Origin of the sequence: Acidihalobacter aeolianus (assembly GCF_001753165.1) — a bacterium.
In the GTDB taxonomy this organism is placed as follows: Bacteria; Pseudomonadota; Gammaproteobacteria; order DSM-5130; family Acidihalobacteraceae; genus Acidihalobacter; species Acidihalobacter aeolianus.
The window spans coordinates 917,180-929,190 of sequence record NZ_CP017448.1; the positions used below are offsets into that span (position 1 = coordinate 917,180).

Genomic DNA, 12,011 nt, shown 5'->3' on the forward strand with positions numbered 1-12,011 from the left:
GTTCCCGGACACTACGAGCAGGAGGCTGAGATGCTGATATTGACGCGTCGGGTGGGTGAAACGCTGGTGATCGGTGACGCCATCGAGGTGACCGTTCTCGGGGTCAAGGGCAACCAGGTGCGTCTGGGCATCAAGGCGCCCAAGGATGTGACCGTGCACCGCGAGGAGGTCTACCAGCGTATCCACGGCGAAACCGTTCATCATGATACGGACGGTTCTGGAGATGGGGGTTGATCCCAAAGCCAGAGCGCTATTCCGGCATCGTGCGGCTTTACCAATTCCGACCCGGCGGGTATCCTTACGCGCTCTTGAGCACTAGTGCAGCACACGGAGAGATGGCCGAGAGGCTGAAGGCGCTCCCCTGCTAAGGGAGTATGGGGTCAAAAGCTCCATCGAGGGTTCGAATCCCTCTCTCTCCGCCATTTCAAGCCGGTATGACCGGCCTTGACGGCGATCAAAAGCTTCACCATAATTCGCCACCTTTACGCGCCCGTAGCTCAGTTGGATAGAGTACCTGGCTACGAACCAGGTGGTCGGAGGTTCGAATCCTTCCGGGCGCGCCATTAAAAAACAAGGGCTTACGCTTAAGGCGTGAGCCTTATGTGTTTCTAGCGTAGGAGAATCGTAGAGTTGGACTCTACGGACTCCCACCGCCGCTCGACCCGCGCCGCCGCCTGGGACAAATGCTCCGGGGCGAGATGCGCATATCGCAACACCATCTCGAAAGACTTCCAACCGCCCGGCTCCATCAACTCCTGCAAGCTTGTGCCTTCAATCCTTCCAGGCGCGCCAATCGCTGGAATGAAGGATTAGGGATTTCGATTCTGCCGCATTTTTCGCTCTGTGGCGGCGCAGTAACCTGCCCAGGCACTGCAGATTTCGTCTGCATGCAAACCCTCGTGTACGGGCCATTCCAAAGCACACCACGCCGCCGGAGCATTGCTTCGCCGGTACCCGAGCGTGCGCACGACTTACGTAATGAAATGATCGGCGACGAGGTAGCTGTCGAAAATCCTGTCGCATTCGAGATTGGCGGCCAGCATCGCCCGATGGAGTCGCGCACATTGCGGCCCGGCTCCGTGTTCCCGCACGCATTCGATGTATGCGGCTTCCCGTTCTCGTAGCCGCGCCTCTGCCTGCCTGAGTTGTTCAAGCAACCGGGCGCGATCCGTTTGCCCTGTCATGTGGTTTGGTGGATCGCCGGAATAGACCTTAAAGATAGTGCGTAATTAGGCGCGCCGCCAATGGGCTTCCGTCGGCGTACTTCCCGTCGATGCGGGCTCTAGTGCCAGGCGAGTTCGACCTCGTACAGGCCGCCGATCACCATGTATTCGTCCTCGCCCTGCAGCTTGCCCGGCAGCAAGTCGCTGCTGAACACGACCTTGGCCACGGGGACGTCGGTGCTGAGGATGTAGTCACCGAATTCGTCGGCGCGTTCGCGGGTGGCGGTAAAGGAGTTGAGGTTGTTGAGCAGCAGGACGGCGTGCCGCCTGTCGAGCCGGGCGACGATTTCGTGTTCCCGAACGCGGCTGACGCCGCGGTAGAGGCGCAGGTGCCGGGTGCCGGGCTGGCGCCGGGCGAATTCGTACTGGGTGTAGGCGTAGAGCAGGTCAAGCTGGGCTTCCATGGCATTGGTGCCGTAGAGGCCGGCCGCGCGGGCCTGGGCGTAATGGCGGTAGGCGTCCTCATCCTCGTCGCGCAGGGCATCGACATGGTAGCGGGCGAGCAGACCGAAGCGGGATTCGACCCAGCCCTTGAGCGCGGCCGCCTCGCGCCCGTCGGAATCGAAGCTCCAGCCGCGGATGACGCGCAGGTAGGTGGCGTGCCGGCGCTTGCGGCCGGAGAGGCCGGCCTCCTCGGGGTGTTCGAGCGAGAAGCACGCCGACATGTAGGCGGTGAACTGGCGCGCACGCTCCTCGGCGGCTCCCTCGATGTCGAGTCGCTCGAAGAGCTGGGCGTGAAGCTCGCGCACGCCGTCGATCTCCAGCGGTATGGGGTGTCGCTGGTACTCCAGGCCGCCGAGGATGTCGGCCGGCAGGCTGCAGTGATTGATGGATTGGCGGGCATGGGCGGGGATTGACGGGGCGGCCGTTTCGTTGTCGGTATCCTCACATGCTTTGTGGTGTTTTGTCGGCTCGGCCACGCGCTTCCATGCCTCGTGAGAAATCAATAAAAAACAATAAAAACAGTTAGTTGCTTTGTTTTTTTGGGGTTGGCACGTGGCTTGCTCCAAGATTAGCGCGCAAGCACAGTTGGTCAATTTCCCCATAGGAGACAAAGCGATGGTAATGCGTCAATGCGCTATCTACGGCAAGGGTGGTATCGGCAAGTCTACTACCACGCAGAATCTGGTGGCTGGCCTGGCGGAGATGGGTAAGAAGGTGATGATCGTCGGCTGCGACCCGAAAGCCGATTCGACTCGCCTGATTCTCCACTCCAAAGCCCAGAACACCATCATGGAGCTGGCGGCCGAGGCCGGCAGTGTTGAGGATCTGGAACTCGAAGACGTGCTCAAGACCGGCTATGCCGAGATCAAGTGCGTCGAGTCCGGTGGTCCGGAGCCGGGTGTCGGCTGCGCCGGCCGCGGCGTGATCACCTCCATCAACTTCCTGGAGGAAGAAGGCGCCTACGAGGAAGACCTGGACTTCGTGTTCTACGACGTGCTGGGCGACGTGGTGTGCGGCGGTTTCGCCATGCCCATCCGCGAGAACAAGGCCCAGGAAATCTATGTCGTGGTTTCCGGCGAGATGATGGCCATGTACGCGGCCAACAACATCTCCAAGGGCATCGTGAAGTACGCCAACTCCGGTGGCGTGCGTCTGGCCGGTCTGATCTGCAACTCCCGTAACACCGACCGCGAAGACGAGCTGATCGAGGCGCTGGCCCGTAAGCTCGGCACCCGCATGATCCACTTCATCCCGCGTGACAACGTTGTGCAGCGCGCCGAAATTCGCCGCATGACCGTCATCGAGTACGACCCGAAGGCGAAGCAGGCCGACGAGTATCGTGCGCTGGCGAAGAAGATCGTGGAGAACACCCAGTTCTGCATCCCCACGCCTTGCACCATGGACGAACTCGAAGAGCTGCTGACCGAGTTCGGCATCATGGACGAGGAGGATCTGAGCATCGTCGGTAAGACCGCGGCTGATGAAGCAACTGCCGGGGCGACTGCCTGAACGGCATGAAAGGACGCCGGCCCCGCCTGGGGCCGGCGCATCTTGTTCGCGTTGATCCGCGGATGGGCGGTCGGCGCGGTGCATGGAGATTGAAACGATGACCCTGATCAATCGAGAAGAAACCGAGGCCTTGATCCAGGAGGTGCTCGAAGTCTATCCGGAGAAGGCGCGCAAGGATCGCGCCAAGCACTTGGCGACCAACGACCAGTCGTTGGAGAAGTCCAACAAGTGCATCACCTCCAACCGCAAATCGCTGCCCGGTGTCATGACGATCCGCGGCTGCGCCTATGCCGGCTCCAAGGGCGTGGTGTGGGGTCCGATCAAGGACATGATCCACATTTCCCACGGCCCGGTGGGTTGCGGCCAGTATTCGCGTGCCGGCCGACGCAACTACTACGTCGGTACCACCGGCGTGAACACCTTCGGCACCATGAACTTCACCTCGGATTTCCAGGAGAAGGACATTGTGTTCGGCGGTGACAAGAAGCTGGCGAAGATGATCGAGGAAATCGATCAGCTGTTCCCGCTGCACAAGGGCGTGTCGATCCAGTCCGAGTGCCCGATCGGTCTGATCGGCGACGACATCGAGGCGGTGGCCAAGAAGACCTCCAAGGAAATCAACAAGCCGGTCGTGCCGGTGCGTTGCGAAGGTTTCCGCGGCGTGTCGCAGTCGCTGGGTCACCACATCGCGAACGACTCGATCCGCGACTGGGTTCTGGGCAACCGCGACAACGACAACAGCTTCGAGACGACGCCTTACGACGTGGCGATCATCGGCGACTACAACATCGGCGGCGACGCCTGGTCCTCGCGCATCCTGCTCGAGGAGATGGGTCTGCGCGTGGTGGCCCAGTGGTCCGGCGACGGCACCCTGGCCGAAATCGAGCTGACCCCCAAGGTCAAGCTGAACCTGCTGCACTGCTACCGCTCGATGAACTACATCTCGCGTCACATGGAAGAGAAGTACGGCATTCCATGGGTTGAGTACAACTTCTTCGGCCCGACCAAGATCGCCGAGTCGCTGCGCAAGATCGCCAGCTACTTCGACGACAAGATCAAGGAAGGCGCCGAGCGCGTGATCGAGAAGTATCGCGCCGAGTACGACGCGGTCATCGCCAAGTACCGTCCGCGCCTGGAAGGCAAGCGCGTGATGCTCTACGTCGGCGGCCTGCGTCCGCGTCACGTCATCGGCGCGTACGAGGATCTGGGCATGGAAGTCGTGGGTACCGGCTACGAGTTCGGTCACAACGACGACTACGACCGCACGATCAAGGAAATGGGCAACGCCACACTGATCTACGACGACGTCACCGGCTACGAGTTCGAGGAATTCGTGAAGAAGGTGAAGCCCGACCTGATCGGTTCCGGCATCAAGGAGAAGTACATCTTCCAGAAGATGGGCATTCCGTTCCGCCAGATGCATTCCTGGGATTACTCGGGTCCGTATCACGGCTACGACGGCTTCGCCATCTTCGCCCGGGACATGGACATGACCCTGAACAACCCCTGCTGGGCCTTCGTGAAGACCCCGTGGGCGGCTTCGGATGATGCCGAGACCGCGCTGGCGGCCAACGCGTAAGACTGCGGGCCGTGCCCGGGACACGAGTCCCGGGCACGCAACCCGGAACACGATTTTCCCATTGAGCCGTCTGTCCACAGATGAGTGGCGCGGCGAGGAGAACCCCGATGAGCCAAGATGTCGAGAATATACAGCCGTCGTACCCTTTGTTCCGTAATGAGGAATACAAGAAGGTCATCGGCGAGAAGCGTGCGAAATACGAAGAGATGCACCCCGCGGAGAAGATTCGCGAGGTCTTCGAATGGACCACCACGAAGGAATATCAGGAACTCAACTTCCAGCGCGAGGCGCTGACCGTCAACCCGGCCAAGGCCTGCCAGCCGCTCGGCGCCGTGCTCTGCGCGCTGGGCTACGAGAAGACCATGCCCTACGTACACGGTTCACAGGGTTGCGTGGCCTACTTCCGCACCTACTTCAACCGTCACTTCAAGGAGCCGATCGCCTGCGTGTCCGACTCCATGACGGAAGATGCGGCGGTGTTCGGCGGCCAGAAGAACATGTTCGACGGCCTGGAAAACGCCAAGGCGCTGTATAAGCCCGACATGATCGCGGTCTCCACGACCTGCATGGCCGAGGTGATCGGCGACGACCTCAACGCCTTCATCAACAACTCGAAGAAGGAAGGGCATATTCCGCAGGAATACCCCGTCCCCTTCGCGCATACGCCGAGCTTCGTGGGTTCGCATACCACCGGCTGGGACAACATGCAGGAAGGCATTCTGCGTTACTTCACGCTCAACTACATGGAAGACAAGCAGGTCGGCTCCAACGGCAAGCTCAACGTCGTCCCTGGCTTCGAGACCTATCTCGGCAACTTCCGCGTGATCAAGCGCATGCTGGGAGAGATGGGTGTCGAGACGACCATGCTGTCCGACCCCACGGAAGTGCTCGATACGCCTGCCGACGGCAAGTTCCGCATGTATGCGGGCGGCACCACGATGGATGAGGTCAAGGATGCCCCCAACGCATTCGACACCGTCTTCCTGCAGCCCTGGCAGTCCGAGAAGAGCAAGAAGTTCGTGCAGAACACCTGGAAGCACGAAGTACCCAAGCTCAACATCCCGATGGGCCTGGAGTGGACCGACGAGTTCCTGATGAAGGTCTCCGAGATCACCGGCAAGCCGATTCCGGAGTCCCTGACCAAGGAACGCGGTCGCCTGGTCGACATGATCACCGACTCGCATGCCTGGCTGCACGGCAAGCGCTATGCGCTGTACGGCGATCCGGACTTCGTGATGGGCATGACCAAGCTGCTGCTTGAGCTGGGTGCCGAGCCGATCCACATCCTGGCCAACAACGCCAACAAGCGTTGGAAGAAGGCGATGGACAAGATCCTGGCCGACTCGCCATACGGCAAGGGTTGCGAGGTCCACAACGGTCGCGATCTGTGGCACCTGCGTTCTCTGGTGTTCACCGACAAGCCGGACTTCCTGATCGGCAACTCCTACGGCAAGTTCATCCAGCGCGATACGGTCCACAAGGGCGAGGAATTCGAAGTGCCGCTGATTCGCTTCGGCTTCCCGATCTTCGACCGTCATCACCTGCACCGCGACACCACGCTGGGTTACGAGGGTGCCATGCACGTCCTCAAGACCCTGGTGAACGAAGTGCTGGCGCGTCTGGACGACGACACTCGCGGAATGGGCACGACGGACTACAACTACGACCTGATCCGCTGAGCCCTCGAACCGCGCCGGGAAGATACCCGGCGCGGTTCTCTCTCTTGTCGGCGCCTGGCGCCAAGGAGTATTGCCATGCCGAACGTGATGATCAGACGCGACCCCAGCGGGAAGCTGTCATTCTACGTGGCCAAGAAGGATCTCGAGGAAACCATCGCCAGTCTGGAATTCGACGGCCCCGACGGCTGGGGCGGCGAGGTCGAGCTCATGGATGGTTCGCGTTATTACCTGGAGCTGATGCCGGCGCCACCGGATCTGCCGGTGACGTTGCGCGCCAAACGCCTCTAGGCGGGAGGGGCACGACGATGAAAGCACCTGCCATGCTGGAACGCGAGGCCGCGCTTTGCATCGGTCTTGCCGCCCGCGCGCTGCCGGAAATCGGCGTGCGCGGTTTACTGGAAGTGCTCTTGGGCCGCTTCGGCGCCCCCCTGAGTCAGGCTGCACTGGCCAAAGTCACCGTGGCAGACCTCAAGACCCTCCCCGGGCTCGAGGACCTGTCGGTCGAGCAGCTGACCGCCGCCGCCGCATGCCTGCGCGGAGAAGGCGAGGAAGCCGAACTCGAACCCCCGATCCAGCCTTACGCCGAGGGCGACATGCCCGGTTCGATCCGCGTCGCCTGCGCCTCCAATGGCGGCGACCACGTCGACGGCCATTTCGCTTCCTGCAGCCGATTTCTGATCTATCAGGTCCTGCCCGACGAACTTCGGCTGATCGCCGTACGCGAAGCCGTGCCTGAGGAGCCGGAGCCCGGCGAGGACAAGCACGCCAAGCGTGCCGCGCTCATCGCCGACTGCCATCTGCTGTACCTGCTCTCGATCGGCGGACCTGCCGCCGCCAAGGTGGTCAAACGCGGGGTGCATCCCGTCAGGCTGCGCGAGGCTCGCCCGGCCGAGGCGCTGCTCGGCGAGCTGCAGGGCGTCATGCGCGGGGCACCGCCGCCCTGGCTGGCCAAAATCATGGGACAACCGCCCGAGGCGCGCGTGCGCTTCGAGCGCGAAACGGAGGCGCCGCAATGATCGATCCCAATCTGCCTGCTGCCGTCGCCGCCCAGTTGGACGGGCGCGGCCTGGATGGGGATTCGCTGAGCGCGCTGCGCAAGGCCTATCCGGACATCCACTTCACCGCCTGCCTCGACGACGATGTCGTCGATCTGATTCACCCGTACGTCACGCAGCCGGGTCTGAACATCTACCTTGTGGACGGCAATGACCACTGCATGACCCTCACCACTGACACCGAGTCCGCCACCGGGCTGCTGCTGGCCGAAGTGGTGGACGAGGACGAGTAAACGCTGGCGCTGCCCCGATTCACGATGCTGGAGGTCAGAGACATGACGATGCCATCGATCCAACCCGCGTGGTCTCAGGACTACTCGCTGGGCATCGAGGAAATCGACGAGCAGCACCGCATCGTGTTCGAGCAGATCGACGCCCTGCGAACCGGGATCGTCCGCGGCGAGACCCGGCGCGAGATCGCCGGCCGCATCGAGCAGTTGATCGAATACACGCGCGTACACCTCGTCATGGAAGAGTCCACGATGCGCCTCCTCGCCTACACGGACTACGCGGCGCACAAGCGGCTGCACGACGCCGCCCTGATCGAGATGGATGTCTATGCCCAGCGCCATCATGCCGGCGAGACCCTGGTTGCCGAGGCGTTTCTTGCCTATGCGGATAACTGGTGGCGCCAGCACATCCTCGATGGCGATGCCCGCTACGTGCGCAGCCTCACGGGCGGCAAGGGCGTTCCCAAACGCTGGCTACCCGACCTGGGCGGACTCCTGCGCCGTCGGCGCAAGGCGGGCGGCCACCACAACCTGCCGGGTGCCTGAATGGGCGGCGCGCCCACCGCCATCGTCGAGCGGGGGAGGTACGGCCCCTCCGCAACCTCGCAGATGGACTGCGAGACCTGTGCGCATGGCGCACGCTTCGCGGCCGGTCGCTGCCGTCCCGACGATGCCTGCGTGATGGCCTGCAGCGGCCGGCGCATCGACCGCTTTTTCCGCAGCAACCCCGAGCTGGCCCCGGCCTACATCGAAGACCCTTTCTGGGAAACCCGCGCGATCATCGTGCGCTATCTGCCCGACGAGATGGTGCTGGAGCTGATCGACGACGACGACGAAGCCGTGCGCCGCGCGGTGGCCGTCCGTCTGCCGTCTGAGCGACTCAGCGAACTGATGCACGACCCGGATCGCGAGGTGCGCATCACCGTGGCCGCGCGTCTGCCCGAGGCCGATCTGCCCGCCTTGATCGACGACCCCGACTACTCGGTGCGCACCTGGCTCGCGCGGCGCCTTCCTCCCGCGCAGCTCCTGCCCCTGGTGCGCGACCGCGACCGTCAAGTGCGCCAGGCCGTTGCCGAGCGCCTGCCGGAATCGCTGCTTCCCCAACTCGCCGCCGACCCGGCCGCCGAGGTGCGCGCCGCCGTAGCCGCCCGCTTGCCGGCCGAGGCAGCGGTACGCATGCTGACGGACCCAGACTGGACTGTCCGCCTCGCCGCCGTACCCCGCGTCCGCCGCCAGGCCCTGCGCCGCCTGCTCGACGACCCGGTGGAAGATGTCCGCGCAGCTGCCGAGGAACGTCTGGGGCGACTCGCCAGCGTGAGCTAGCCGGGAAACCCGAAGCGCATTTCCGCGCGATTCGTTAGTCATTGGGTCGCGATGGCGTTCCGTCGCGTCCGGGGCGCGTGAAGAGAGTTTCCTGGCGATAAGAATAAACTATCGCCTGGCATGCCACGGGAGGCCTATGCTGATAGACGGGAGCCGTGCAGGGGCACACCGCCTGCATGGCGAATCCGGCGACACGATAACGGCGAGCGACATGTCCTACGATGCGGATTTCATATCTCGTCTGATCGACGCCTCCGCGTTGATCGAAAGGCATAAAAGTCTGGACGACGCCATGGGCGAACTGGCGAAGATGACGGCCCAACTGCTGTCGGCCGAACGCTCCTCCATCATGCTGCTGGGCGAGGATGAGGCGCAGGACGACATCCCCGCCGAGGCGACCCTGCGTGTCTACGCCCATTATGGAACCATGCCCAAGGTTGCCTACGAGGTCGCCACCCGCATCAACGAGGGCGTTTCGGGCCATGTCGCCGCGACCGGCGAGCCCCTGCTGATCCCGGATATCGCGCAATCGACCTTTGCCGGCAAGTCGCGACGGCGTAGCGGCCGGGGCGGTAGCCTGATCTCCGTGCCGATTCGCCTCGGCGGCAAGATCATTGGCGTGATCAACGTTTCCGACCGCACGGGCGCGGCTCGTTCACCACGCGGGACCTGGATTTGCTCAACGTATTCTCGATGTTCATGGGACAGTCGATCCACGTAGCCCAACTGCAGAACGTGCTGCGCTCGCGTTTCCTGCAGCTTGCCCTGGCCCTGGAACAGAAGAGCGGCGATTCGCGAGACACGCCGCTGAGCCCCGACCCGGCGCATCTCGCCAAGATCGTCGCCAAGACGATCTACCGGGAACTCACGGAGGGCGGGTTCGGTGCCAGCCAGATCGTCGGGGTGGCCACCGAGGTGATCGGCTTGCTGAACGAACGGCTGGAGCGCGGGGAACTGCGGCCCAGTCGCTAGAGCCATCGATGGGCTGGGCGTCTCACCCGGGCTGGACTTTCACACCATATATGTGCAGGGATGACAAGCAACGATATTCATCACGGTGAAAGACGTTCGACTTTGCCAGAAGACCTCGTGTTTCTCGGCACGCTACTGTTCGCGCTTGTTGTACTGCGCAACAGCGGGAGCCGTAAAAGGATTCTGTAGGGCTGAAATCGGCCACATCCGGTCGTTTATGCTCATTCCATATCAACCCGTTGGACGGCAGGATTACAGCGGGAACCAGTCGTTAGCCTTACTCTGATGGGCGTCAGCGTGGTGTCCCCGTTTCCACACATGCATGTATAGACAGAGAGGTAACGTAATGCATCGAAATCAAAGGGTTATAGTCGATTCCCTCGCGTCTCTATATTAAAGAATGTCCGGACCCGTCGGTCTCTATATTTACTGTTATTCGCAAAAGGATGAGAACCCGTGGCTAAAGTTTATCCTGAATCCGTAACTTAGCAGGCCATTATGATGTGATAAATACCGTAATTTATAGGCTATATTGCTAAAATAGATGCTCTCGAAAAGGTCACTCAGTCAGTGAAAAAATGAAGCGCTTAAAAATTGAACAATCAGATGCAGATATCATCAGCCACAGTGGCCTGGCACTGATCGGTCAGGCCATAAAACGCCACACGAAGCTGAGTAGCCAGCTGGATGCAAGCATCCCGTTACGCCATGGCATCAAGCATTCTGATGTCATCAAGAGCTACCTGGCATTACTGAGTATCGGAAAAAGCGATTTTGAGGCCATCAATACCATTGAGAGTGAATTCTATTTCATGAGCGCGATGGATATCAATGACATCCCTTGCGAAGCGACACTGCGCCAACGCATGGATAAACATGCGGAACACTTTTTGCCCATCGTCGAGAGAGCCAGCCGGGATTTTCTGAGCAATATCCAACCTACGCTACGGCCCTTGCCCACCGGACATATTCCGATCGATGCCGATGTGACCCCGATGGATAATTCGGGCAGCCACAAAGAAGGCGTATCGAGAACCTATAAGGGACATGACGGGTTTGCCCCCATGGCGGTATACCTCGGCCAGGAAGGCTATTGTATCGGCTTTGACTTTCGTGAAGGCAAGCAGCATTGCCAGAAAGACACACCGGCCTTGCTGGCAAAGACCTTGCGACAGGCCCGGGAAATCACAACGCAGCCCCTTTTGCTCAGGCTCGATGGTGGCAACGATTCCATCGAGAACATCGACGTCATCCTCGAGCACAGCGAAGACCATAAAACCCAGTCCCCTGTTGATTTCCTCATCAAATGGAATCCCCGCAAACAGGATAAAGCCTATTGGCTTGGGCTTGCGGAACAAAAAGGACGATGGGAAGAGCCACGGGAAGGCAAGCGGATAGCCACTTTCAGTCTGCAGGTTTCGCGGCAATGGCAAGGTGATGAGTATTCGGTACGGCAGGTCATTCGTCTCACTGAAAGAACCCTTGATAAACAGGGGCAGATATTGCTGGTTCCCGAGATTGATCTTGAAGGATGGTGGACAAGCCTGGACATCAGTGAAGGCGATATCATTCAGCTTTATGCGGATCATGGTACATCGGAACAGTTCCACAGCGAATTTAAAACTGACATGGATATCGAACGCTTGCCCTCCGGGAAATTCGCCACCAATGCGTTGGTATTGGGAGCCAGTGTGCTGGCCTACAATATCCTGCGCTGGATTGGGCAAAACGGCTTGTTGGGTCCAACGTCTCCGAAACGCAACAAAGCGAAAAGGCGACGGATCAAGACAGTGATGCAAGAGCTGATGTATGTTGCCGCACGCATCATCCGAACATCGCGCTACATCAAGATAGGCTTTGGCAAAGGTTGCCGTGCACTTCAGGCCTTTGAAACGGTGTATCAGAAACTGGCCTACGGATAAAGAAAGGCCGATAAGCGTGGCCAAACGGGCGTAGTTACAGGATCAGTGTGCGCAGAATACGTTGAATCGACATCA

Annotated in this window: 14 protein-coding genes and 2 tRNA genes; 15 read left to right on the forward strand and 1 reads right to left on the reverse strand. The window is 60.7% G+C overall.

Features of this window, described 5'->3' with window-relative positions:
• Positions 1-30 precede the first annotated feature (30 nt).
• The 4 genes from csrA to BJI67_RS17265 all read left to right on the forward strand — a co-directional run bounded on the left by csrA (position 31) and on the right by BJI67_RS17265 (position 1,124).
• The gene (csrA, locus tag BJI67_RS04180) at positions 31-234 is read left to right on the forward strand and encodes a carbon storage regulator CsrA (protein WP_070071966.1); all 204 of its coding nucleotides are present in this window, start codon (positions 31-33) and stop codon (positions 232-234) included.
• A 95-nt stretch (positions 235-329) separates the two neighbouring features.
• Positions 330-422, forward strand: a tRNA-Ser gene (locus BJI67_RS04185).
• A gap of 64 nt (positions 423-486) precedes the next feature.
• Positions 487-563 (forward strand) — tRNA-Arg (locus BJI67_RS04190).
• 135 nt (positions 564-698) lie between these two features.
• Positions 699-1,124, forward strand: coding sequence for a hypothetical protein (locus BJI67_RS17265; protein ID WP_156782019.1), 426 nt, complete (start codon positions 699-701; stop codon positions 1,122-1,124).
• 158 nt (positions 1,125-1,282) lie between these two features.
• Here BJI67_RS17265 and BJI67_RS04195 read toward each other — a convergent pair whose 3' ends face one another.
• A complete protein-coding gene (locus BJI67_RS04195) occupies positions 1,283-2,143 on the reverse strand; it encodes an NAD(+)--dinitrogen-reductase ADP-D-ribosyltransferase (protein WP_070071967.1) in 861 nt (286 codons plus the stop codon).
• Positions 2,144-2,282: 139 nt separating this feature from the next.
• Here BJI67_RS04195 and nifH point away from each other — a divergent pair, with 139 nt between their 5' ends.
• From nifH to BJI67_RS04245, 11 genes are all read left to right on the forward strand, one after another.
• A complete protein-coding gene (gene nifH, locus BJI67_RS04200; RefSeq protein ID WP_070071968.1) occupies positions 2,283-3,176 on the forward strand; it encodes a nitrogenase iron protein in 894 nt (297 codons plus the stop codon).
• A 97-nt stretch (positions 3,177-3,273) separates the two neighbouring features.
• Entirely contained in the window at positions 3,274-4,755 is a 1,482-nt protein-coding gene (gene nifD / locus BJI67_RS04205) for a nitrogenase molybdenum-iron protein alpha chain (protein ID WP_070073945.1), read from the forward strand.
• A 107-nt stretch (positions 4,756-4,862) separates the two neighbouring features.
• Positions 4,863-6,434 (forward strand): nitrogenase molybdenum-iron protein subunit beta, encoded by a 1,572-nt coding sequence (gene nifK / locus BJI67_RS04210; RefSeq protein ID WP_070071969.1) that lies wholly within the window; start codon positions 4,863-4,865, stop codon positions 6,432-6,434.
• Between the two features lie 75 nt (positions 6,435-6,509).
• Complete coding sequence (nifT, locus tag BJI67_RS04215) at positions 6,510-6,722, forward strand: putative nitrogen fixation protein NifT (protein ID WP_070071970.1); 213 nt, start codon at positions 6,510-6,512, stop codon at positions 6,720-6,722.
• A gap of 17 nt (positions 6,723-6,739) precedes the next feature.
• Positions 6,740-7,450, forward strand: a complete 711-nt coding sequence (locus BJI67_RS04220) for a dinitrogenase iron-molybdenum cofactor biosynthesis protein (RefSeq protein ID WP_070071971.1) — start codon at positions 6,740-6,742, stop codon at positions 7,448-7,450.
• The gene (locus BJI67_RS04225; RefSeq protein ID WP_070071972.1) at positions 7,447-7,722 is read left to right on the forward strand and encodes a DUF6129 family protein; all 276 of its coding nucleotides are present in this window, start codon (positions 7,447-7,449) and stop codon (positions 7,720-7,722) included. Before BJI67_RS04220 ends, BJI67_RS04225 begins: the two co-directional genes overlap by 4 nt.
• Positions 7,723-7,764: 42 nt before the next feature.
• Entirely contained in the window at positions 7,765-8,265 is a 501-nt protein-coding gene (locus tag BJI67_RS04230) for a bacteriohemerythrin (RefSeq protein ID WP_197513305.1), read from the forward strand.
• Entirely contained in the window at positions 8,266-9,042 is a 777-nt protein-coding gene (locus BJI67_RS04235; RefSeq protein ID WP_070071974.1) for a 4Fe4S-binding leucine-rich repeat protein, read from the forward strand.
• 136 nt (positions 9,043-9,178) lie between these two features.
• Entirely contained in the window at positions 9,179-9,763 is a 585-nt protein-coding gene (locus BJI67_RS16640; RefSeq protein WP_083250624.1) for a GAF domain-containing protein, read from the forward strand.
• A complete protein-coding gene (locus BJI67_RS16645; protein WP_083250625.1) occupies positions 9,742-10,014 on the forward strand; it encodes a hypothetical protein in 273 nt (90 codons plus the stop codon). Before BJI67_RS16640 ends, BJI67_RS16645 begins: the two co-directional genes overlap by 22 nt.
• A gap of 578 nt (positions 10,015-10,592) precedes the next feature.
• Positions 10,593-11,936, forward strand: coding sequence for an IS1380 family transposase (locus tag BJI67_RS04245; RefSeq protein WP_070071407.1), 1,344 nt, complete (start codon positions 10,593-10,595; stop codon positions 11,934-11,936).
• Positions 11,937-12,011: the final 75 nt, after the last annotated feature.

Bases quoted from the DNA above. Each gene is read 5' to 3' on its own strand.
- BJI67_RS04225 (WP_070071972.1), top strand. From the start codon at position 7,447: ATGATCGATCCCAATCTGCCTGCTGCCGTCGCCGCCCAGTTGGACGGG.
- nifD (WP_070073945.1), top strand. From the start codon at position 3,274: ATGACCCTGATCAATCGAGAAGAAACCGAGGCCTTGATCCAGGAGGTG.
- BJI67_RS16645 (WP_083250625.1), top strand. From the start codon at position 9,742: ATGGGACAGTCGATCCACGTAGCCCAACTGCAGAACGTGCTGCGCTCG.
- BJI67_RS04220 (WP_070071971.1), top strand. From the start codon at position 6,740: ATGAAAGCACCTGCCATGCTGGAACGCGAGGCCGCGCTTTGCATCGGT.
- BJI67_RS04230 (WP_197513305.1), top strand. From the start codon at position 7,765: ATGACGATGCCATCGATCCAACCCGCGTGGTCTCAGGACTACTCGCTG.
- BJI67_RS17265 (WP_156782019.1), top strand. From the start codon at position 699: ATGCGCATATCGCAACACCATCTCGAAAGACTTCCAACCGCCCGGCTC.
- BJI67_RS16640 (WP_083250624.1), top strand. From the start codon at position 9,179: ATGCTGATAGACGGGAGCCGTGCAGGGGCACACCGCCTGCATGGCGAA.
- csrA (WP_070071966.1), top strand. From the start codon at position 31: ATGCTGATATTGACGCGTCGGGTGGGTGAAACGCTGGTGATCGGTGAC.
- BJI67_RS04245 (WP_070071407.1), top strand. From the start codon at position 10,593: ATGAAGCGCTTAAAAATTGAACAATCAGATGCAGATATCATCAGCCAC.
- nifH (WP_070071968.1), top strand. From the start codon at position 2,283: ATGGTAATGCGTCAATGCGCTATCTACGGCAAGGGTGGTATCGGCAAG.
- nifK (WP_070071969.1), top strand. From the start codon at position 4,863: ATGAGCCAAGATGTCGAGAATATACAGCCGTCGTACCCTTTGTTCCGT.
- BJI67_RS04235 (WP_070071974.1), top strand. From the start codon at position 8,266: ATGGGCGGCGCGCCCACCGCCATCGTCGAGCGGGGGAGGTACGGCCCC.
- nifT (WP_070071970.1), top strand. From the start codon at position 6,510: ATGCCGAACGTGATGATCAGACGCGACCCCAGCGGGAAGCTGTCATTC.